This is a genomic window from Brevundimonas sp. (assembly GCF_041648615.1).
GTDB lineage: Bacteria > Pseudomonadota > Alphaproteobacteria > Caulobacterales > Caulobacteraceae > Brevundimonas.
Genome location: NZ_JBAZOS010000029.1, coordinates 17,174 through 37,776 on the forward strand (window position 1 = coordinate 17,174; position 20,603 = coordinate 37,776).

Here is a 20,603-nt window from a genome sequence, read left to right on the forward strand (position 1 = left end):
AAAGCGGAGTGGTGAGCGCGAGCCTTTAGCGGGTCGCGCCCGGTTTGTCAGGTTCGGCGTCAGGAACCGCTGTCGGGCGCCGCCTGATCGTATTCCGACACGGAAGGCTGGCCGACGGTCGCCGTCACCTCGACCGGGGCGGCGGTCTCGAAGATCAGCTTCAGGGTGACGGTGTCGCCCGCGACCAGAGGCTCCTCGACGCCCAGCAGCATCAGGTGATTGCCGCCCGGCGCAAGGACAGCCGTCTCGCCCGCGGCCAGCGGCAGGCCGTCCCGCAGCTCCCGCATCATCATCATATTGCTCTCCATGCGGCTCTCATGGATCTGGACGAGGGTGGCGGCGGGGCTTTCGACCGAGACCAGCCGGTCGGCCGCGCCGGCCGTCAGCGTCATGTAGCAGCCCGTGACCCGACGGCCCTTCGGCGTGGGCCGGCACAGGGCGTCCGCGACGGCGACCGTGGGCGCGCCGGGCCCGGGCGCGGGTTCGCCCGGGCTGCAGGCCGCCAGCGACAGCAGGGCGGCGGCGGAGGCGAGTACGCGGTTCATGGGCGTTCCTTCAGGCTGGGCGCGGTCTATCCGCGCCGCTCCCGGCAGACAAGACGGTGCGTCTAGTCGTCGCCCCGCGCGGCCTGACGGGGGCTGAATTTGGGGGCGGGGGCCAGGCGCATGACCTCGGCCTGGTAGCGTTCGTCGTCGCCGGCGAGGGCGAAGGGCAGGGCGTCAGAAACGGCGGCGAGCATCGGATCCAGCCAGACCCGGTCGGCCTTGTGGAAGTCGCCCAGCACGTGCGGCATGACCAGGTGGCTCTCGCCCGGATGGCCGACGCCCATGCGTCCGCGCCGGAAGTCGGCGCCCAGATGGCTGATCATGGAGCGCACGCCGTTCTGGCCCGCCGCGCCGCCGCCGGTCTTCATGCGGAACCGGCCCGGAGCCAGATCGATCTCGTCATGGAAGACGATCACGTTCGACGGCTGGACCTTGTAGAAGCGCGCGGCCTCGCCGACCGCCCGGCCGCTCTCGTTCATGAAGGTCTGGGGCTTCATCAGCAGGACGCGGATGGTCCCGGCGGGGGTCGGCACCTCGCCCTCGCGGATCACGGACTGGAATTTGGCCCGTTCGGGACCGAACCGCCAGCGCGAGGCGATCTCGTCGGCGGCCATGAAACCGATGTTGTGGCGGTTGCCCTGATATTTGGGGCCCGGATTGCCCAGGCCGGCGATGATGATCATGGCTCAGGTCCGGATAAGGAAACGGCCCCGTCCGTCGCCGGATGGGGCCGTTCCAGCAGCAGGTTGTCGCAAGGCGATCAGCCCTCGGATTTGTCTTCCGCGGCTTCGGCTTCGGCGGTGGCGGCCTGTTCGGTCGCTTCGACTTCCGCGGCCTCGGCGGCGACTTCGGCGTCCTGGGCTTCGTCGGCGGCGGCCGAGATGGCGGCCGAAGACGTCTTGATCGAGGCGATCACGAAGTCACGGTCGGTGATGGTCGGCTCGACGTCCTTGGTGCCTTTCAGGTCGGTCCAGCGGATGGTGTCGCCCATCTTGTGGCCGGCCAGGTCGACGATCAGGTCTTCCGGGATGTGATCCGCGCGGACCTTCACCTCGACCGAGTGACGGACGACTTCCAGCGAACCGCCCTGACGGAAGGCTTCGCACTGGTCCTGGTTGATGAAGTGAACCGGGATTTCGATCTTGATGGTCTGCTTTTCATCGACGCGCATCAGGTCGAAGTGCAGCGGACGGTCCGACACGGGGTCGAACTGCACGTCGCGTGCGATGACCGGCTGGCTCTCGTCGCCGTACTTCAGCGTCACCAGGTGGCCCAGCAGCTTGCCGGTGTAGAGCGACTTGCGGAATTCGCGCTCGTTCACCGAGATGGCCACGGGGGCCTTGTCGCCGCCGTACAGCACGCCCGGGACCATGCCCGCACGACGCGCGGCGCGGGCGCCGCCGGTGCCAACGCCATCACGGACGTCCACGTTCAGAATGATCTCGGCCATCGCCTCGCCTCAACAACACAAACGCCGCGCTGACCAGTCAGCCCTCGCGGCGGGGTCTAGGGACCCTGAATTCAAGAGCGCGGGTCATTACACGCAAGAACCCCCGGACGCAACAGGCCGGGCGCGGTGAACGTGTTTCAGCGGCTGTTGTTCAGCGCCGCCGTCGCCGCGGTTGAGACCGCGGCCGCTTCGGCGGCGACGGGAGTCTGTTCGGGAGCCCCGCCCGCCACGGCGGTCTGGGGCGCTTCAAGCGGCGCGGGGGTGATGTTCTGGGCGGTGCAGGTCGCCAGATCCCGCGCCACGTGCCGGCCGACGCAGAACATGTCCTCATAGCTGGGGCGCGAGGCCGCCAGGCACTGGAACAGCATCAGCTTGGACATGTTGAGGCAGAATTCGCTGTTCTGCTCGACCGTCAGGGCTTCGGTGTTGGCGCGGGCGTCCTCGCCTCCGGCGCCCAGGGCCGCCAGGGCGGCGACGGCCAGCGAGCGGACCACGGCCGGGGTATAGGGCGGACCCGAGCGGGCCGAGCCCATGCCCAGTCCCGAACCGCTGTTGGCGGCGGCGAACAGCCGGGCCGATTCCTCGGCCGAGGGCAGCATCTGCACCGCGGAAAGCGACTTGGCGCCCTCCAGCCGGGTGACGCGGTCGGCGATATGGACGGTGGCCCAGCGGCGGCGCGGATCGCCCCGTCCCTGGATCGTATAGGCGTCTTCCTCGACGGCCTCGGCGATCAACAGCATGGCGGCGGAGTCGCGGCCGATGGTGTCGACGATCAGGCCCGCGGCGGCGTCGGCCCCGGGGAAGGTCGCGGCGGTCGCCGGATCGGCGAGAATGCGGGCGATCATCTGCTGACGCTGGGCGGGGTCGACGGCGAAGGTGCGGACGCCCTGGACGAACTCCGGCGATTGCAGCGCCAGGATGGAGCCATAGGCGATCATGCCGCGCGAGAGCTGCGCGGGTTCATAGGACGCGCCCTTGCGGATGGCGGCCTGGATGGCCTCGGCGCTGTCGAAACCGGCCCGGATGGTGCCGGCCTCGCGCATGAAGGCGACATAGATGGACGCGGCCTGGGCCACGCCTTCATTCAGGGTGACGGCCGGCGGCGGCGGCGGCGGCGGCGGCGGGGGAGCCGGTTCGGGCTCGGGCGTGGCGCAACTGGCCAGAACAAGGGCGGCGACGGCAGCGGCGACCGAGAGGCCGCGACGCGGATAGGCCATGAGCATGCGAGATTCCCCAGAACACGCGCGGCGCCTTCGCGGGACGCCGAAACCGCAGGCCCTTATAACGCGGCGCGAATCGTTTGCCGATCACTAATCCGCCAGCACGATCGCAAACGCATCAGCCGCCGGATCCCCCGGGATTCGGCGCGCCGGGCCCGGTGTTCAGCATCTCGGTCGGAGACACGGGCGCGAGCCGGGGGGGACCGACCGGCGCGATCACGATGGCCGGAGGCGACGGATCCGCCACGACCGGGTCGGAGACCGTGATGGTCGCGGCCGGCAGGGCCGAACTGCGGGTGCAGGTCGCCAGATCGCGCACGATATGGCGGCCGACGCAGAACATGTCCTCATAGCTGGGGCGCGAGGCCGCCAGGCACTGGAACAGCATCAGCTTGGACTCGTGGAGGCAGTTCCGGCTGGTCGGTTCGGATTGCAGGGCGACGGTGTTGGCGCGCGCATCCTCGCCGGCCGCGCCGAGGGCGGCCAGCGCCGCCAGGGCGAGGGCGTTCGTCACCACCGGGGGATAGGGGCCCTCGCGGCGTCGCCCGCCGGTCACGCCCAGGCCCGCGCCGCTGTTGGCGGCCGCCAGCAGGCGGGCGGAATCCGTCGCCGACGGCGGCATTGTCTGGCCTGACAGGCTCTTGGCGCCGGCCAGCCGCGTCTCCCGGTCGGTGATGTGGGCGATCGCCCACGAGCGGCGGCCATCGGCCTGGATGGCGTAGGCGTCATCCTCAACCGAGTTGGCCGCCGCACTCAGGGCGGTGATGTCGGCGTTCAGGGCCGCCATGATCAGGCCGGCGGCCTCGGGCGCGCCGGGCATGTAGGACGCGACGCGCGGGTCGCGCACGATGTCGGCGATCATCTTCTGCCGCCCGGTCGGATTGATCCCGTACTGGTTCACGCCCGAGACGAACGCGGGCGACTGCAGGGCGACGATCGAGGCGTAGGCGACCAGCCCCCGGGAAATCTGGCCGGGGTCGTAGGCCGAACCCTTGCGCAAGGCGGACTGGATGGCCTCGGGGTTCTCGAATCCGCCCCGGAGGGTGGCGATCTCGCGGGCGAAGGCGAGATAGACCGAGGCGTCCTGGGCGACGCTTTCGGACAGGCTGATCGCCGGCGGGGTGCGGGCGGCGAGGGCGGCGGCCTCGGCCAGGCGCGCGGCTTCAGCCTCGGCCTCGGCCTTGCCGGAGGCGCAGCCCCCGAGAAGGGCGGCGGCGCACAGGGCGGCCAGCGACAGGCTGCGGCTTGGGGTTGCCGAACGCATGAACTCTCCTCGAACTGTCAGTCGTGGAGCAGAGAACGCGCGGCCGGCCATTTTGAGGCAGGCGCCCGGTCAATCGAAAAGTTTGGAGACCGATTCCTCGTTCGCGATCCGCCGGATGGCCTCTCCGATCAGCGGAGCCACGGAGACCGTGCGGATCTTGGCGCAGGTCAGGACTTCGTGCGGCTGCTCGATCGAATCGGTGATGACCAGCTCCTTCAGCGGGCCGTCGGTGACGCGCTGGACCGCCGGTCCCGACAGGACGCCGTGGCTGATATAGGCCGAGACCTCGGTCGCGCCCTTGTCCATCAGGGCCTTGGCCGCATTCACCAGGGTGCCGCCCGAATCGACGATGTCGTCGAACAGGATGCAGCGACGGCCCTCGACGTCGCCGATGATGTTCATGACCTCGCTCTCGCCGGCGCGGGCCCGGCGCTTGTCGACGATGGCCAGGTCGGCGTTGAGGCGCGACGCCAGCGAACGGGCGCGGACCACCCCGCCGACGTCGGGCGAGACGATCATCAGGTCTTCGCCGCGCGGATAGTGGTCCTTGATGTCCTGGGCCAGCACCGGCGTGGCGACCAGGTTGTCGGTCGGAATGTCGAAGAAGCCCTGGATCTGGCCGGCGTGCAGATCCATGGTCAGGACCCGGTGCGCCCCGGCGCGGGTGATCATATTGGCCACCAGCTTGGCCGAGATCGGCGTGCGGCCGCCGGTCTTCCGGTCCTGCCGGGCGTAGCCGAAATAGGGCATGACCGCCGTGATCCGCCTGGCCGACGCCCGCACCAGGGCGTCGGTCATGATCAGCAGCTCCATCAGGTTGTCATTGGCCGGATAGCTGGTCGACTGGATGATGAAGACGTCCTCGCCGCGGACGTTTTCCTCGATGACGGCGAACACCTCATTGTCGGCGAACCGCTTCACCTGGGCCTTGGTCAGGGGCATGTCGAGGTGGGCGGCGATCGCATGGGACAGGGTCCGGTTGGAGTTGCCAGAGAGCAGCTTCATGTCCGGTCATCCTTTCGCCGTCATCGCCGGGCTGAGAATGCCCGTGTGGCGCTGGCGCGCTACATACCAGCGGACGGCCCGGCGACAAGGCGCGACGCGTCTTTTTATCGGCTGTTTCGCGCATTGGCGCTGACAAGTCCGCTGGTGTAGAGATCGCGTCTCGTTTTCGGGGGCGCCGACGGGTTCGCGCCCGCCGGCTTGCATTTTGAGGTCGTCCTTGCCTGCTTTCAAGTTCCGCGCCGGCCTGATCCTGGCCACCGTGGCTGTTTCGGCCCTGACGCTCTCGGCCTGTAACGGCGGCGCCAATCGTCCGCGTCTGGCCTATGAGGAGCGCCCGGTCGAGGCGCTCTACAACACCGGCTACCAGCGCCTGCAGAGCAAGCGCTGGGCCGACGCGATAGACTATTTCCAGGAGGTCGAGCGCCAGCATCCGTATTCGGAATGGTCGCGCCGCGCGATCCTGATGCAGATCTACGCCTACTATCAGAACAACAATTACGCCGAGGCGATCGCCGCTTCGGACCGGTTCATCCAGCTGTTCCCCGGCAATCCGTCCGCGCCCTACGCCTTCTACATGAAGGCCCTGTGCAATTTCGAACAGATCACCGACGTGGGCCGCGACCAGGGCTACGCCCAGGCGGCGCTGAACGGCCTCCGGGATGTGCAGCGCCGCTACCCGGGCACGTCCTACGCCCTCGACGCCACGGTCAAGATCGACATGGTCAACGACCAGCTGGCCGGCAAGGAAATGGCCATCGGCCGCTACTACCAGCGCGCCGGCCAGCCTCTGGCCGCGATCAACCGGTACAAGGCCGTCATCGACAATGAAGCCTATCAGCGCACCTCGCACACGCCCGAGGCGCTGTATCGTCTGGTCGAGGTCAATCTCTCGCTCGGCCTGACGGAAGAGGCGACCCGCAACGGCGCGGTTCTGGGCTTCAACTATCCGGGCAGCCCCTGGTACGCCGAAGCCTACGCCCTGCTGTCGGAAGACGGCCGCCAGCCCGATGTCGCCCCGACCGGCCAGCGCGAAAGCTGGCTGCGCCGGATCATCCCGGGCTGACGTTTCCTATATGTTCCGCTAACCTCGGGCTTTACCCGGGGAGCGAAAGGCCAGCATTCTCCGGCGTCGCCAGAGAGATCGATTCGCTTTGCCTCACCCTGATCCCTGCGCCTTCGGTCCCGTGACCCTCGACGGACCGGGCCCATGCTGACCGCCCTTTCCATCCGCGACATCGTGCTGGTGGAGGCGCTCGACCTCGAGGTCGAGGGCGGCCTCACCGTGCTGACGGGCGAGACCGGGGCCGGCAAGTCGATCATCCTTGACGCCCTCGGCCTCGCCCTGGGCGCACGCGCCGACGCCGGACTGGTGCGGGCGGGGGCGAAACAGGCCTCGGCCACCGCCGTCTTCACCGCCCCCGACGATCCCGCCCTGATCGCCCTGATCAGCGAGCGCGGCTTCGACGTGGCGCCGGGCGAGGAGCTGATCCTGCGCCGCACCGTGGCCGCCGACGGCCGCAGCCGCGCCTTCGTCAACGACCAGCCCGCCGGCGTGACCGCCCTGCGCGAGATCGGCCAGGCCCTGGTCGAGGTGCACGGCCAGCACGAGACCGTCGGCCTGCTGGACTGGAAGACGCACCGGGCCCTGCTCGACGCCTACGGCGGCCTGCAGCCCCAGCTGGACGGCGTGGCCGGCGCCGCCGACCGCCTGAAGGCGGCTGAACGCACCGTCTCCGATCTCAAGGCCGCCGCCGCCGACGCCGCCGCCCACGCCGAGGAGCTGACGCAGAACCTCGCCGACCTCGACGACCTCGACCCCCGCGCCGACGAGGAGACCGAACTGGCCGGCGAACGCGCCATCCTCGGCGCGGCGGAGAAGGCCGTCGCCGATCTGGCCGACGCCCGGACCCAGCTGGGCGGCGACAAGCTGTCCCAGAAGCTGTCGGCCGCCCTGCGCGCCGTCGAGCACGCGCGGACGCGGGCGGGGCAGGCGGGCACCGACCCCGAGCACCCGCTGCTGCAGAAACTGTCCGCCGCCGCCGAGGCCATCGACCGCACCATGGTCGAGGCGGAAGAGGCCATCGCCTGCGTCGACGCCGCCGCTGACGCCTTCGACTTCGAGCCGGGCCGCCTCGACAAGGCCGAGGAACGGCTGTTCGCCCTGCGCGCCGCCGCCCGCAAGCTCAACACCTCGGTCGACAGCCTGCCGACGCTGCGCGTCCGCTTCCGCGAGCGGCTCCGCCTGATCGAGGACGGGGCCGAGGCCATCACCGCCGCCGAACGCGCCGCCTCGGCCGCGCGCGAGGCCTATGACGTCGCCGCCATGCTGCTGACCTCGGCGCGCGAGGCCGCCGCCGAGCGTCTGACCGCCTCGGTGATGACCGAACTGGGCCCGCTGAAACTGGACCGCGCCCGCTTCCGCGTCGCCTTCGAGCCCGTGGCCGAGGGCCGTCGCGGCCCTCTGGGCGTCGAGACCGTCCGCTTCGAGATCGCCACCAACGCCGGAACCGCCTTCGGCCCGCTGGACGCCATCGCCTCGGGCGGCGAACTGGCCCGCTTCGCCCTCGCCATGAAGGCGGCCCTGGCCGGCCGCGAGGACCAGCGCCAGCCGGTGATGATCTTCGACGAGGTCGACCAGGGCGTCGGCGGCGCCGTGGCCTCGGCCGTCGGCGCCCGTCTCGAACGTCTCTCCGCCGGCGCACAGGTCCTGGTCGTCACCCACAGCCCCCAGGTCGCCGCCCGCGGCCACGCCCACTGGAAGGTGCGCAAGGCCGACGCGGGCGGGTTGACCACCACCACCGTCGACGCGCTGGACGACGAGGCGCGTCGGGAAGAGATCGCGCGCATGCTGTCGGGGGCGGTGGTGACGGACGAGGCGCGGGCGGCGGCGCGGTCGCTGATCGGGTGACGTCTCTTCGCTTTCCGTTTGGAGAAAAAGGTGGCCTGGTATTCCTAGGCTCAGCGACAAAACCTTCTGGTTGATCTACAGATCGCCGTTATGAGGAAGTCTATCTTGATCCTCGGGGTGATGTTCGCGCTGACCTCATGCGGAAAATCGGATGGCTGGATGCTCCAATGGTATCCGCGCGCCGACACCGACTATGGCGAACTGACACCCGGCTTTGGGTCCCTCGAAATGTGTCGCAGAGCAGGGGCCGGAAAAACCATTGCGGCTCTCGGCGGGCTGGCGACGATGGTGACGCCTGATGGCCAGATGACGATCCCTTCGGAGAACGCGCCTTACTTCGAATGCATGAAGGGGTGTCGGCCAATTCGTGAGGGGGGCTACCTTCTTCAGTGTGGCCAGATCGAAGAGTTTAAGGGCGCCGCCGCCGTCACCCCGCACTGATCGGATAGACCATGCTGGCCACCGCTCTTGCCATCCTCGCTCTCCAGACTCAGACCGAGACCGTTGTTGTCAGCCCGAAATTCAGGGACGGCGTTCACTTCGCCTGCGAGGCCGCCTTCGACGTTTACGTTCAGGACACCGCCTACTTCCGTGGCCAGCCCGTCGCGGTCTCAGGGAGCTTCACCTTCTACAACTGGCCGGATCAGAGCCGGGTGTTCATCGGGATGAAGCTCGGCGTTCTGGCCGTGGAGAACGGCGGCTGGCGCCCGCCGTCAAACGCGTACGTGGTCAACGGCTACAAGACGAACCTTTCGGAGCAACAAGCAAACATCGAGGCTGAAGATCCGAACTTCCGTCTATTCGTCTACGACTTCACCGGCACCGAGACGATGAACGCCCTAGCCCGCATGTCTTACGAAGGTCGGCTCGATGTCGCCTACACCTTTGAAGGCGGGTCTATGCCCACGACCTTCCAGGTCATCCTGACGGATGAACAGGCTGGGCATTGGGGCGAGTGCGTAGCCGCACTTGCGGGCCGGGATCAGTAGCAGGGCGGCGTCGTGATTGAGGAAGATCAGAGCCATGCCGCGAGCGAGGCGGCTTTCAACGCCACGTCGGCAATCCTCCACGAGTTGCGCCCGAAGCTACGGACCGTCGTGACCGAATCATTCCTCGGCCATCCCGCCTATGCCGAGGGCACCTTCCCAATCTGGTGGCAGGGTCAGAACAACGACCAGTTCATCAAACAGGCGAAACCGCCATTCTATGTCCGTTTCTCGCATCACCCCTCACGGACTCATCAAGGTGTGATGAAGGGGCAAGCGCACATCCAGTGCTACGCCCAAACAGAACCTTGGACCGAAGCGCTCCGCGATCTCGTGATAGGTGCCTACCCGATTGGTGCGGCTACCTCCGGTCTGATGATCCAGTCAGTGGACGCGGCCCGCGCGTGGCCGGTGAAGGGTTGGGACAAGGACAAGCCCTGGCCAGAGAAAGCTGACTTCATGCTTCCCGTGTCGGTCTGGTGGAGTGTCAGCCTAGAATGATGAAGCCCATCCGAAAAGGCGATCGGGCGTCACGTGAGACAGACGTCACAGTCGGCAGACTGTCGCGCGGGAGACGGTCATGAATGAGAAGGCTGGTGCCGGTTGGAGGCTCTCTCCTCCGCCGCCCGTTCTGTACAAGTATCGATCGCTCTCCGCCGGGGTCGCCCGAGACTTCACGCGGGACATCATCGTCAACAGCCGGCTGTGGTTCGCGCAGGCGTCGTCCTTCAACGATCCCTTCGATTCCTATCCGTTCTTCACCCTCGACAGCACGCCGGAGCAGTACGAAGCTTATCTGCGGCACGTCGTCGATAAGGCGAACACCGACACGAGTGAAGGCGTGCGCCAGCGGGTGTTCGCCTATCTGATGGGACTGTCACCGGAGCAGATTGCCCACCAGCTTCAGCAGGCGAGCGGACTTCACCTTCAGGGGTTGGCGGTCTGTTGCCTCAGCGCCGTGAACGATCAGGTCCTCATGTGGTCCCACTATGCGGACTCTCACGCGGGCATCTGCCTTCGATTTAGGACACGACCACTCTCAGGCGACATTCCCGATCTCGCCTACCGGGTCAGTTACTCGGCCGATCGTCCCGTCGTGAACCGGGCGACAGCCACCGAGGACTACGCTGCGCTTTTCGACGCCATGTTGGTGAAGGCTGACTTTTGGGAATACGAGCAGGAGCATCGCCTCTTTCGCCGGGAGGTGCTCGGCGGCGCGGGCCTTGAATCCTTCTCTCCTGACCGCCTAGACGGCATCATCTTCGGCGTGCGGTGTGGCCCCGACGAGCAGGCTCTCGTGAGGACATGGGTCGAGGAACGCGGTCTCGAAGTCGAGTTCCTCAAAGCCGTGCCGGATGCGAGGCAGTTCCGGGTCTCAGTCCAGCCTGTCTGAACGAGAAAACCAGCTGTCCCGGCAGCAGATGTCGAGCGGTCTGTCCCGGTGTCGCCAAAGTACCCGACTGCTCGGCGTCCACCCGGGTGCCCGATCTTCTGACAGGCCAGAATCTTCTCCGCGACATGGAGACTCTCGCCCCCTCCTACCCGCCCTTTTGAGGACAAGAATCCGCTACTTCCGCCCCTCTCACGAGCGCATCCGTCGCTCCGGAATCGGCTTCCGACCGTTTCTGACGCAGGCCCGTGCACAATAGCCAGATGCCCGCCAGGCTTGGTCTTTGACAACATCCACCCCCCCCGCCGCGACCGGTCCAGGCGCGACGCACACCTCTTGAACCGGGGCCGACCGATTGTTGGAGTCCGTGTTCGAATTTTTCGGGCCGGGTACGAGACTCTCTGCCCTCGACAATTCACGGGGATTGGGTTGGCCTACCCCCGCAGCACCTTCAGCAGCTGCGGATGCAGTTCCGAGTTCGTCGCCAGGATCTGCGCCCCCGTCTCCGGCCGGCCCTCGCCGTCGATGGTGGTGACGACGCCGCCGGCCTCGGTGACGAACAGGATTCCCGCCGCCACGTCCCAAGGCTGCAGGTTGCGTTCGTAATAGGCGTCGTACCGCCCGGCGGCGACCCAGGCGAAGTCCAGCGCCGCCGAGCCGAGGCGGCGGATGCCGGCCACCCGCTGGCCGATGGCGTGGATGTCCTTGATGGCCTGGGCGTGGCCCGTCTTGCCGATGAAGGGCAGGCCGGTGGCGACCAGGCTTTCCGACAGGTCGCGACGTCCGGCGACGCGGATGCGCTGGTCGTTCAGATAGCAGCCCTTGCCCTTTTCGGCCCAGAACAGCTCGTTCATGACGGGGTTGTAGGTCACGCCGGCGACGATCTCGGACGAGCCGTCCGGCGCGGTGCGCTGCAGGCCCACGGTGATGGCGAAATGCGGCATGGCGTGCATGAAGTTGGTGGTGCCGTCGATCGGGTCGACGATCCACATGTGGGACTTGTCGGTCCCCTCCATCATGCCGCGCTCCTCGCCCAGGAAGCCGTAGCCGGGGCGGGCCTTCATCAGCAGTTCGTACAGGGTGTCCTCGGCCCGGATGTCGGCGGCGGTGACGAAGTCGCCGGGACCCTTGCGCGACACCTGCAGCTGGGCGACCTCGCCGAAGTCGCGGAGCATCGGCCGGGCGGTCTTGCGAACCGCGTCGAGCATGACGGTGAGGAGGGCGGAAGCGAGGGCCATGGGGATCTCCTGGTCCGCATGTCCTGAAAAGGCCGTGAGCCCGGAGATGCGGAGAAGTTCAACGGCCCCGTATGGGGCCGAGTGGTAGTGAGTAGTGAGTAGTGAGTAGTGAGTAGTGAGTGGTGAGTAGTGGATGGTGACCGGGCAGACACCCTGAGGCCGGTCTCAGACGCCAGGGCGACTAATCACGACTCACCAGCACCAATCACTACTCGGCGCGGCGGACGTATTCGCCGGTGGTGGTGTCGACGATGATGCGTTCGCCCACGCCCATATAGGGCGGAATCATGATGCGCACGCCGTTGTTGGCGATGGCGGGCTTGTAGGAGGACGAGGCGGTCTGGCCCTTCACCGTGGGCTCGGTCTCGACGACTTCCAGCGTGACCTGGTCGGGCAGGGTCAGGCCGATCGGCCGGTCCTCGTGCATCTCGATCGTGACCTTCATGCCGTCCTGGAGATAGGCGACCCGATCCTCGCCGACCCAGTCCTTCTGCAGCTCGGTCTGCTCGTAGGTCTGGTCGTCCATGAACACCAGGGCGTCGCCCTGCTCGTACAGATAGGAGAACTCCTTCTGCTCCAGGGTGACGCGCTCGACCTTGTCCTCGGACCGGAAGCGTTCGTTCAGCTTGTTGCCCGTCTCGAGGTTCTTGGCCTCGACGTTGGCGAAGGCGCCGCCCTTGCCCGGCTTGACGTGGCTGGCCTTGGTCACGACCCACAGGCCTTTGTTGTGCTCAATGACCATGCCGGGCTTGATGTTGTTGCCGTTGATTTTCATGGGGTCTCGGAAAGGGTTGGGGCGCTCCGCATCGGACGCCGACGCGCGCGAGAACGGGCGCAGTCCCTAGAGGAAGCCGCGCCATCCGGCAAGGCGCGGGTCTCTCAGTGCACGGTCGGCCGGTGTTCCGTCTTGCGCTGGAGGAAGTTGGCCAGGCGCACGCGCCCGCCGGTGGGAGACGCCAGCTTGCCCGCCCCCTCGTCGAGCTTGCGCGCCTCATGGGCGAAGGCGGCGGCCAGTCCCGCCGACGACATGGCGGCGGCGATCTGCAGGCCCCGGCTGGTCGGGCGCAGGGCGATCCACACGGCGTTCAGCGCCTGGGCCGCGGCCCACAGCCCCATGGCCGTCGTCCGCTCGGGCCGCGCCGGGGCGTTCCAGACCCGCACCGCTGACAGCGTCGTCACCGAGAAGACGGCCGGCAGGATCAGGCTCAGGGGCCCGCGTGGCCGCTCCGTGATCGGGCCGTCCTCCTCGCCCGGGTGCATCCGCCGCGGCCGGATCGTGCTCCGGGCCAGCAGCGTCGCGCCGAGGGCGAAGCCCAGCGTCACCGCCACGCCCAGCACGACATGGCCGACATCGCGCTCGTTGGCGTTCAGGAAATCGCCGGCGGCGTCGCGCGCGTCGTCCAGAATGTCGTCGATATCGGTCACGCGCCGCTCTCCCTGCCTGCGGACAGACAATGGCGTGGCCGGGCGGCGGTTCCCTCAGGCCTCGTCGTCGTCGACCGGGGCCAGGTCCGCGGCGTCGAACCCGTAGTCCAGCAGGTCGCCGGGCTTGCAGTCCAGCGCCGCGCACAGCCGCGCCAGGGTGCGGAAACGGATGCCCTTCACCTTGCCCGAACGGAACAGCGACAGCTGGGTCTCGCTCAGCCCCACCTCGGCCGCCAGATCCCGCGCCTTCAGGCCCTTCTTCACGATCAGGGCGTCGAGCGTCACGCGGACAGGCATCAGATCATCTCGTCCAGCTCGGCCTGGACCCGGCCGGCCTGATCGATCACGCGACCCAGCAGGAACAGGGCGCCGCCGATCATGCCCAGGGTCATGCCCGCGACGTCGAAATGCAGATAGCCGCCCCGCGACTCGCCCGTCAGGCGGATCAGGTTGGTGACCCCGAACACGCTCAGCACCCCGCCGACGCCCAGGGCCACACCGACGCGGCGCAGGGCCTGCACGAGCGTGGGCTGGATCAACCGGCCCTTCGACAACTGGCCCATGGCTGACCCGATCGACCAGACCGCGAACAGATAGAAGGCGCTCGGCAAGGCCCAGATTCCTTGGGAAAGCCATTGCATCGGCGTGACGCTGAGGTCGCCCCGGAGTGAAAGGACGCCAGGGGCGATCCCGTACATCAGCGCCAGCAGCGCGCCGACGCTGACCACCATGAACACCGCCAACCAGCGGAACTGGGCGCACATGCGGCGAAAGCGGGCGATGTCGTCGAGGCTCACGGCGGGCTCCGGAAACTGTCTGATCTTTAATCTTGACTTAAAGGCGCGGGTTTCGCAACTTTATATAAGACTTAAACGAAAGCGAGCGCCGCGCCATGACAGCCGCCATCGAAACCGAGGCCCTGACCCGCTGCTTCGGCCGCCATCGCGCCGTCGACGCGGTGTCGATGACCGTGCCGGACAGGGCGGTCTACGGCTTCCTCGGGCGCAATGGCGCCGGCAAGACGACGACGCTCAAGATGCTGCTGGGCCTGATCCGTCCGACCTCGGGTTCGGCCCGGATCGCCGGCATCGATGTCGCCCGCGACCGCCTCGGCGCGGCGCGGCGGGTGGGGGCCCTGCTGGAGGCGCACGGCTTCTACGCCAATCTGACGGGGCGTCAGAACCTCGACCTGACCCGCACCCTGCTCGGGCTGCCGGCGACCGAGGTCGATCGGGTGCTGGAGGTGGTCGAGATGAGCCCGAACGCCCGGCGCCGGGTGTCGGACTATTCGCTGGGCATGCGTCAGCGGCTGGGCCTGGCCCGCGCCATGCTGGGCGCGCCGCCGGTGTTGATCCTCGACGAACCCACCAATGGCCTCGACCCCGACGGCATCGCCGACATGCGGCGCTTTCTCAGGGATCTGCCGGCCCGAACCGGCGCCACGGTCCTGCTGTCCAGCCATCTGCTGGGCGAGATCGAGCAGATCGCCACCCATGTGGGGATCATCCATGACGGGCGGCTGGTGCTGGAGGGGGAACTGGCGCGGATCAAGGCCGACCTCGCGCCCGAGATCGCCCTGCGGGTCGATGACGTCGCCCGCGCGACCGCCGTGCTCAAGCCTTTCGATCTGGCCCTGTCTTCGGCCGACAATGGTATGACGGCCCGGCTGAGGCCCGGAGACGATCCCGACGCAGCGGTCCCCGCCATGACCCGCGCCCTGGTCGAGGCCGGCGTGGCCGTGGTGGCGATCGGCGCCCGCGCCCGTTCGCTGGAAGGAATCTACCGCGAGGCGTCCGCTCCCGCCCCCGTCACCCCGTCCCAACCGGAGTTCGTCTGATGCTCGCCGTCCTGTCCGTGGAAATCCGCAAGCTGAACCGGTCGCTGGCCGTCCTGCTGGCGGTCGCCGCGCCCTCCCTGATCGCCGTCTTCACCTTCTTCAACCTGATGCGCGGCAAGGCGCCCCAGCCGTGGGAGATGTGGATGGTCAGTTCGATCGGCATCTGGGCCTTCTTCATGCTGCCGATGAGCGTCACGGCCCTGACCGCCCTGGTCGCTCACATGGAGCACGGGCCGAAATCCTGGGACCATCTGCGCAGCCTGCCGCTGCCGCGCTGGCGTCTCTATGCGGCCAAGGCGATGGTTGTGCTGGCCGTGGTCGCGATGATGAGCGCGGCGACGCTGGGCCTGACATGGGGCGCGATCACTCTGGCCACGACGCTGAAGCCGAACCTGACGCCGACGGGGCCGCTCGATATCGCCCTCTACGCCACGACCATGGGCAAGGTCTTCCTCGCGGCGATCCTGATGGTCGCCATCCAGCTGTGGACCGCCCTGCGCTTCGCCAGCTTCGTGCCGGCGCTGGTGCTGGGCATCGGCGGGACCTTCTTCTCGGTCGTCGCCACCTCGGCGAAGGCGGGGGTCTTCTTCCCGTGGCAGATGCCGGTCAACATGCTGATCTCGAGCCAGGCATGGCGCGCGAACACCGCCCTTGGGCTTGGCTGCGGCCTTGGCCTGGTCGTGATGGCCCTCGCCGTCGCCCATCTGGCCCGGCGCGAGGTGCTCTAGCCGCCGGTGGGGGAGACTGCTTACATAAGGTTGTGAGTCGGGGGACGCGCACGTTTCTGGACCATCCATTGTCGGACACGTCCATGACCGCGCGCAGATTATCGCAGTTCCTCGCCCTCGCGCTGGCGGCGCTCACCTTCTGGGTGCTGATTTCGCGCCCGGGTGTTGTTGATCCCCAGTTCGCCGTGGAGATCCATGTCGCAATCCTGCTGTTCGTTGCGGCCATCTTCGGAATATCGTTCGTCGCCCTGCGCTTTGGAGCCGGCGGCTCGACGACATTCTGGACCGTGGATCGCGCGGATCAGGTCCGGCCGATCCTGTGGATGGAACTCGCGACGCTCACGGCGATGCTGTCGGCGGACGGGGTCTTCCATTGGCTCGGCCAGGCAAGCCCTGCGTCAGCTGAGATCAGCTACCTCCTCGCCGGAACGCTCGTGCCGGCGGCGTTCCTGCAGTTCGGACTGGTCACCTGGCCCTCTCGTTCGAGCCGTCCGGGGCGGCTCAGGCTGCTCATCATCGCCGGGCTTGCGATCGGTCTTGCGGCGGCATGGACCTACGGGGCCTACTCAAGCGCTTCAGACAAGTCAGTTCTTCCTCAAGCCCCCGACCTGATCGTCACCGTGGGCGCCGTGATCCTGGGCGCGACGTTCGAGGAGATCGTGTTCCGGGTCCTGCTTCTGACGGCGCTGCTCGACCGGACCGGTTCACGCTTCCAGGCGGTATTCCTGTCCAGCGTCGCCTTCGGCCTGATGCACGTCCCGGGCGCCTTGCTGGATCCAGTCCTGCACGGCGACTGGGCGTTCCTTCAGCAGGTGGCTTTCGAATACGCGCCCGAGTTCCTCATGCAGACGTTTATCGGCCTGCTTCTGGGAGTGCTCTGGCTGCGATCCGGCTCGATCACGCTCATCGCCGCGACCCATGCCATCCTTAACCTGGGCAACGCGATGGCGTATGGCCTGCTGGCCTACGGCTAGTTTCCCGTCGCGCTCCGGTCCGGGGCGATCTCGGTCATGGCCGACTGCAGATAGTTCTGCTCGCCCAGCTGTTCGATCAGCTTGTGCTGCGCCTCGAGGAAGTCGATGTGCTCTTCCGTGTCGGCGAGGATCTCTGTCAGGATCTGGCGGCTGATGAAGTCGGACGCCGCCTCGCACTGGGCGATCCCGGCCAGCAGCGTGTCGCGCCCGCCCAGCTCCAGCGACAGGTCGGCGCCGAAACACTCGAAGACGTTCTCGCCGATCTTCAGCTTGTGCAGATCCTGCATGTTCGGCAGGCCGTCGAGGAACAGCACCCGCTTGATCAGCTTGTCGGCGTGTTTCATCTCGCCGATCGATTCGTCGTAGATGATCTGGCCGAGGTGTTTCAGGCCCCAGCTTTCGAACATCCGCGCGTGCAGGAAATACTGGTTCACCGCCGTCAGTTCGTTGGTGAGGACCGCATTGAGCGTGCGGATGATCGCGGGATCGCCCTTCATGGTCGTTCTTTCCGTCAGCGGCGCGGCGGTCGACCGGACCATCGTGAATCACCGGCTGTGAGCGCCTGATTTAACACGCCAGGCGGCTCTGTGTTCAATGCGAACACTTCTCACAGTCCTGAATATGCGAATGAATAACGCCGGAGGGGGGCGAGGCGCCTATTCGGCCGCCATGGCGAAGGTTTCACGGGCGTCCTGGATCATCTCGCGCATTTCGCAGACGCATTTGGCGCACTGGGCGGCGCACTGGTTGCGGGCGAAGACGTCACGCGGCCGCGTGGCGCCGGCCTCGATGGCGGCGGCGACATCCCGTTTGCGAAGGCCGTTGCAGTTGCAGACGTACAAGGCGAACCCTGAGGCTTGTTGCGAATGGTTCTTTCTAACAGGCTGTCGGCGGAGAATGCAAGTCGTTCGCATCGGCGGAGTTGACGCGGGCGTGCGTCCGTCGCACTTCGCAGCCATGGCCAAGACCCCCGTCGCCCCGACCCGCCCGCCCTGTCAGCTCTATCTGATCACCCCGCCCGCCTTGCCGGACCTCGTCGCCTTCGCGCGCGATCTCGAGGCGGCGCTGGACGCAGGCGCGGTGGCGGCGCTGCAGATCCGGCTCAAGGACGTGGATGACGCGGCGATTCTGGCCGCCGTGGCGGCGTTGAAGCCGATCGCCCAGGCGCGCGGCGTGGCGGTCATCCTCAACGATCGGCCCGATCTGGCGGCGCGCTCCGGCTGCGACGGCGTCCATCTGGGGCAGGGCGACGCCTCCCTGGCCGAAGCGCGGGCCGTCATGGGCCGTGACGCCATGATCGGGGTGACCTGTCACGACAGCCGGGAACTGGCCATGGATGCGGCCGAGGCCGGCGCCGACTACGTCGCCTTCGGGGCGTTCTTTCCGACGGAAACCAAGGCGACCTTCCATCGTCCGGATCCCGAGATCCTGACCATCTGGCAGGAGACGGTGGAAATCCCCTGCGTCGCGATCGGCGGGATCACGGCGGCGACGGCGGGCGAGCTGGCGCGGGCCGGCGCCGACTTCGTGGCGGTCAGTTCGGCGGTATGGAGCCATCCGGACGGTCCCGCGGCGGCCATACGCGAACTGGGTGAGGCGCTGGCGGCGAACGCCTGACCTTCAGGGGATATTAGGAAGCGCGAGCATAAGGAACGACGACGATCTGTCGTTCCAGGACCTGACATGCCAATGAGCCGTGCGCTCGACCCCTTGGACCCCGCGACCGGCGTTACGGCGCCGACAGCTCCGCGCGTCCGGGACCTGTCGCGCCCCGTCAGTGGCGTAGGCCCGCCCCTGGCGCCGATCTTCACGGCGATGGCGGTCATGGTTCTGGTGGTCATGGCCATCACCTTCGCCCGCTCCGCCGGCGTCGTCGCCGCCCTCTGGGGCGCGGGCGGTCTGGCCGTCGCGGTCTGGCTGCGCACCTCGCGCGGTCCGCTTTACGATCTGTCGTTCGGCGCCCTGGTCGCCATGGGCGTAGCCGCGGGCAACCTGCTGGCGGGCAATTCCGCCGAGCTGACGGCGATGTTCACCGTCGCCAATATGCTGGACATCTATGTCTCCGTTCTGCTGGCGCGCCGTTTCGCGCCCACGCTGAACCTGGCCTCGGTTCAGGGCGCGTGCCGCTTCCTGCTCAGCGCGGCCGTGCTGGGCCCGCTGCCGGCCGCCGTGTTCGCCGGCGGCATGTTGTGGTGGATGCAGGGCGCGAGTTTCCTTGATTCCGCCCAGACCTGGTGGTTCGGGCATGCCCTCGGCGTGGCCGTGCTGTCGAGCTTCGGCCTTGCGCTGACAAGACGCGAGGTCGTGCGGTTCCGCGCGCCGGCCAAGGCGATCGAGGCGGTCGTCCTCATCGGTCTGCTGGCAGGACTGTGTCTCATTGTCCTGTCGCACCACGTTCCGATCGGCTTCGTCACCATGCCGCTGCTGCTGCTGATCGCGGTTCGCCTCCGGATGCTGGGCGTCACCGCGGCCCTCGTCGTCCTCGCGATCCTGATGGTCGGCGGAACCATGCGAGGCTTCGGCCCCTATGGCGTCACCTTCGCGGGCGCCGATCGCGCCATGATGGCCCAGTTGCTGATCCTGTTCGGCTATATGCCGATCATGCTGGTCGCGGCCCTGCTGGAAGAGCGGGATCGTCTGTCGGATCGCGCCAAGGCGGGCCAGGTCCGCGCCGAACGCGCTTCGGAAGCCAAGTCCCGCCTGCTGGCCAATGTCGCCCATGAGATCAAGAGCCCCGTCGGCGGGGTGATCGGCATCGGTGAACTGTGGAAGACCGGACAGCTGGGGCCGGTCACGACCACCCAGGCCGAGATGGCCGAGATGCTGGTCAAGACGGCGCGTCAGGTCGAGGCGCTGGCCCACGATCTGCTGGACGTCGCCCGCGCCGAGTCCGGAGCGGTCAAGGTCGAACTGCGGCCCACCGACGTGCCGGGCGTGCTTGAGGACGTGAAGCGGGCCGTGGCCCTGCGCCCCGAGTCCCGGGGCGTGTTCCTCGAAGTGATCAGCGAGGGGGATGGTCTGGTCGCCCTGGCCGATTCCCAGCGCCTGACCCAGGTCGTCGCCAACCTGGCCTCCAACGCCGTCAAGTACGGCGGCGCCGGCGGCATCGTCATCTTCCGCGCCAGCAGGATCTACGACGGCGTGCGGATCGAGGTCAGCGACCGCGGCCCGGGCCTGTCCCTCGAGAAGCAGGCCCAGCTGTTCGAACCGTTCAACCGGCTGGGTCTGGAGCGGTCCGCGGTCGAAGGCCATGGCATCGGTCTGGCCCTCGCCAAACGTCTGGTCGAGCTGCAGGGCGGGTCCATCGGCGTGACGTCGACGCCGGGTGAAGGCGCCGTCTTCTGGGTCGAGCTTCCGGCCGCCTGATCGCGGCGGCGCCGTGGCGGCCCTGCGCTCAGGGCCTTGCCGTTCCCGGGCTGAAGGGCGAAGGTTCCGGCCATGAAACTCCAACTGATGACCGCCGCCGCCGCCCTTTCGCTGGCCGGCGCCGCCCATGCCCAGACTCCGCCCGCGACCCCGCCGGCCAGCGACCTGACGCGCGATCTGAACAGCGGCCCGCCGTCGCCCGCGGCCTATATCGCCCCGGCCCCGGCCCCGGCCCCGGCGCCCGTCGCCGCCGCGCCGGCCAGCACG

24 protein-coding genes and 1 pseudogene are annotated in these 20,603 nt (G+C 67.9%); 12 read left to right on the plus strand and 13 right to left on the minus strand.

Annotation, left to right across the window (positions count from 1 at the left end; all coding sequences use genetic code 11):
* Positions 1–59: 59 nt before the first annotated feature.
* From WC555_RS11285 to WC555_RS11310, 6 genes are all read right to left on the minus strand, one after another.
* Positions 60–545: a copper chaperone PCu(A)C gene (locus WC555_RS11285; protein WP_373253631.1), complete on the minus strand. Its 486-nt coding sequence runs from the start codon at positions 543–545 to the stop codon at positions 60–62.
* 62 nt (positions 546–607) lie between these two features.
* Positions 608–1,228 (minus strand): aminoacyl-tRNA hydrolase, encoded by a 621-nt coding sequence (gene pth / locus WC555_RS11290; RefSeq protein ID WP_373253633.1) that lies wholly within the window; start codon positions 1,226–1,228, stop codon positions 608–610.
* A 77-nt stretch (positions 1,229–1,305) separates the two neighbouring features.
* Positions 1,306–1,995, minus strand: a complete 690-nt coding sequence (locus WC555_RS11295; RefSeq protein WP_373253634.1) for a 50S ribosomal protein L25/general stress protein Ctc — start codon at positions 1,993–1,995, stop codon at positions 1,306–1,308.
* Between the two features lie 137 nt (positions 1,996–2,132).
* Positions 2,133–3,218 (minus strand): hypothetical protein, encoded by a 1,086-nt coding sequence (locus WC555_RS11300; RefSeq protein WP_373253636.1) that lies wholly within the window; start codon positions 3,216–3,218, stop codon positions 2,133–2,135.
* Between the two features lie 115 nt (positions 3,219–3,333).
* Complete coding sequence (locus WC555_RS11305) at positions 3,334–4,479, minus strand: hypothetical protein (RefSeq protein ID WP_373253638.1); 1,146 nt, start codon at positions 4,477–4,479, stop codon at positions 3,334–3,336.
* Positions 4,480–4,548: 69 nt separating this feature from the next.
* The gene (locus tag WC555_RS11310; protein ID WP_373253639.1) at positions 4,549–5,484 is read right to left on the minus strand and encodes a ribose-phosphate pyrophosphokinase; all 936 of its coding nucleotides are present in this window, start codon (positions 5,482–5,484) and stop codon (positions 4,549–4,551) included.
* A 205-nt stretch (positions 5,485–5,689) separates the two neighbouring features.
* Here WC555_RS11310 and WC555_RS11315 point away from each other — a divergent pair, with 205 nt between their 5' ends.
* From WC555_RS11315 to WC555_RS11340, 6 genes are all read left to right on the plus strand, one after another.
* Complete coding sequence (locus WC555_RS11315) at positions 5,690–6,547, plus strand: outer membrane protein assembly factor BamD (RefSeq protein WP_373253640.1); 858 nt, start codon at positions 5,690–5,692, stop codon at positions 6,545–6,547.
* A 144-nt stretch (positions 6,548–6,691) separates the two neighbouring features.
* Positions 6,692–8,392 carry a DNA repair protein RecN gene (gene recN, locus WC555_RS11320; protein WP_373253641.1) on the plus strand — a complete coding sequence of 567 codons (1,701 nt, stop codon included), beginning with the start codon at positions 6,692–6,694 and terminating at the stop codon, positions 8,390–8,392.
* A gap of 105 nt (positions 8,393–8,497) precedes the next feature.
* A complete protein-coding gene (locus WC555_RS11325) occupies positions 8,498–8,833 on the plus strand; it encodes a hypothetical protein (RefSeq protein WP_373253642.1) in 336 nt (111 codons plus the stop codon).
* Between the two features lie 11 nt (positions 8,834–8,844).
* Positions 8,845–9,381: a hypothetical protein gene (locus tag WC555_RS11330; RefSeq protein WP_373253644.1), complete on the plus strand. Its 537-nt coding sequence runs from the start codon at positions 8,845–8,847 to the stop codon at positions 9,379–9,381.
* Positions 9,382–9,393: 12 nt separating this feature from the next.
* Complete coding sequence (locus tag WC555_RS11335) at positions 9,394–9,879, plus strand: hypothetical protein (RefSeq protein ID WP_373253646.1); 486 nt, start codon at positions 9,394–9,396, stop codon at positions 9,877–9,879.
* A gap of 79 nt (positions 9,880–9,958) precedes the next feature.
* Positions 9,959–10,771 carry a DUF2971 domain-containing protein gene (locus WC555_RS11340; protein WP_373253648.1) on the plus strand — a complete coding sequence of 271 codons (813 nt, stop codon included), beginning with the start codon at positions 9,959–9,961 and terminating at the stop codon, positions 10,769–10,771.
* Positions 10,772–11,202: 431 nt separating this feature from the next.
* Here the strand turns inward: WC555_RS11340 and WC555_RS11345 are convergent, their stop codons facing one another.
* From WC555_RS11345 to WC555_RS11365, 5 genes are all read right to left on the minus strand, one after another.
* On the minus strand, positions 11,203–12,006 hold the full coding sequence (locus WC555_RS11345) for an inositol monophosphatase (RefSeq protein WP_373253649.1): 804 nt from the start codon (positions 12,004–12,006) through the stop codon (positions 11,203–11,205).
* Between the two features lie 208 nt (positions 12,007–12,214).
* A complete protein-coding gene (gene efp / locus WC555_RS11350; protein ID WP_373253651.1) occupies positions 12,215–12,781 on the minus strand; it encodes an elongation factor P in 567 nt (188 codons plus the stop codon).
* A gap of 104 nt (positions 12,782–12,885) precedes the next feature.
* The gene (locus WC555_RS11355; protein WP_373253654.1) at positions 12,886–13,431 is read right to left on the minus strand and encodes a tryptophan-rich sensory protein; all 546 of its coding nucleotides are present in this window, start codon (positions 13,429–13,431) and stop codon (positions 12,886–12,888) included.
* A 54-nt stretch (positions 13,432–13,485) separates the two neighbouring features.
* Positions 13,486–13,728 carry a helix-turn-helix domain-containing protein gene (locus WC555_RS11360; protein WP_373253655.1) on the minus strand — a complete coding sequence of 81 codons (243 nt, stop codon included), beginning with the start codon at positions 13,726–13,728 and terminating at the stop codon, positions 13,486–13,488.
* The gene (locus tag WC555_RS11365) at positions 13,728–14,228 is read right to left on the minus strand and encodes a DUF2975 domain-containing protein (RefSeq protein WP_373253657.1); all 501 of its coding nucleotides are present in this window, start codon (positions 14,226–14,228) and stop codon (positions 13,728–13,730) included. Before WC555_RS11365 ends, WC555_RS11360 begins: the two co-directional genes overlap by 1 nt.
* A 95-nt stretch (positions 14,229–14,323) precedes the next feature.
* Between WC555_RS11365 and WC555_RS11370 the strand changes: the two genes are divergently transcribed.
* The 3 genes from WC555_RS11370 (at position 14,324) to WC555_RS11380 (ending at position 16,970) form a co-directional block, all read left to right on the plus strand.
* Entirely contained in the window at positions 14,324–15,268 is a 945-nt protein-coding gene (locus WC555_RS11370; protein WP_373253660.1) for an ABC transporter ATP-binding protein, read from the plus strand.
* Positions 15,268–15,996, plus strand: a complete 729-nt coding sequence (locus WC555_RS11375) for an ABC transporter permease (RefSeq protein ID WP_373253662.1) — start codon at positions 15,268–15,270, stop codon at positions 15,994–15,996. Before WC555_RS11370 ends, WC555_RS11375 begins: the two co-directional genes overlap by 1 nt.
* A gap of 83 nt (positions 15,997–16,079) precedes the next feature.
* On the plus strand, positions 16,080–16,970 hold the full coding sequence (locus WC555_RS11380) for a lysostaphin resistance A-like protein (RefSeq protein ID WP_373253664.1): 891 nt from the start codon (positions 16,080–16,082) through the stop codon (positions 16,968–16,970).
* On the opposite strand, the gene bfr is transcribed toward WC555_RS11380, so the two are convergent.
* Together bfr and WC555_RS11390 are read right to left on the minus strand one after the other, a co-directional pair.
* Positions 16,967–17,467 (minus strand): bacterioferritin, encoded by a 501-nt coding sequence (gene bfr, locus WC555_RS11385; RefSeq protein ID WP_373253666.1) that lies wholly within the window; start codon positions 17,465–17,467, stop codon positions 16,967–16,969. The genes WC555_RS11380 and bfr overlap by 4 nt on opposite strands.
* Positions 17,468–17,626: 159 nt before the next feature.
* Positions 17,627–17,812, minus strand: coding sequence for a bacterioferritin-associated ferredoxin (locus tag WC555_RS11390; protein ID WP_373253667.1), 186 nt, complete (start codon positions 17,810–17,812; stop codon positions 17,627–17,629).
* A gap of 115 nt (positions 17,813–17,927) precedes the next feature.
* Here WC555_RS11390 and thiE point away from each other — a divergent pair, with 115 nt between their 5' ends.
* The 3 genes and pseudogenes from thiE to WC555_RS11405 all read left to right on the plus strand — a co-directional run.
* Positions 17,928–18,587 carry a thiamine phosphate synthase gene (gene thiE / locus WC555_RS11395; protein WP_373253670.1) on the plus strand — a complete coding sequence of 220 codons (660 nt, stop codon included), beginning with the start codon at positions 17,928–17,930 and terminating at the stop codon, positions 18,585–18,587.
* 72 nt (positions 18,588–18,659) lie between these two features.
* The gene (locus WC555_RS11400) at positions 18,660–20,336 is read left to right on the plus strand and encodes an ATP-binding protein (protein ID WP_373253668.1); all 1,677 of its coding nucleotides are present in this window, start codon (positions 18,660–18,662) and stop codon (positions 20,334–20,336) included.
* A gap of 72 nt (positions 20,337–20,408) precedes the next feature.
* A pseudogene (locus WC555_RS11405) lies at positions 20,409–20,603 on the plus strand (cytochrome c oxidase subunit II); the annotation flags it as partial.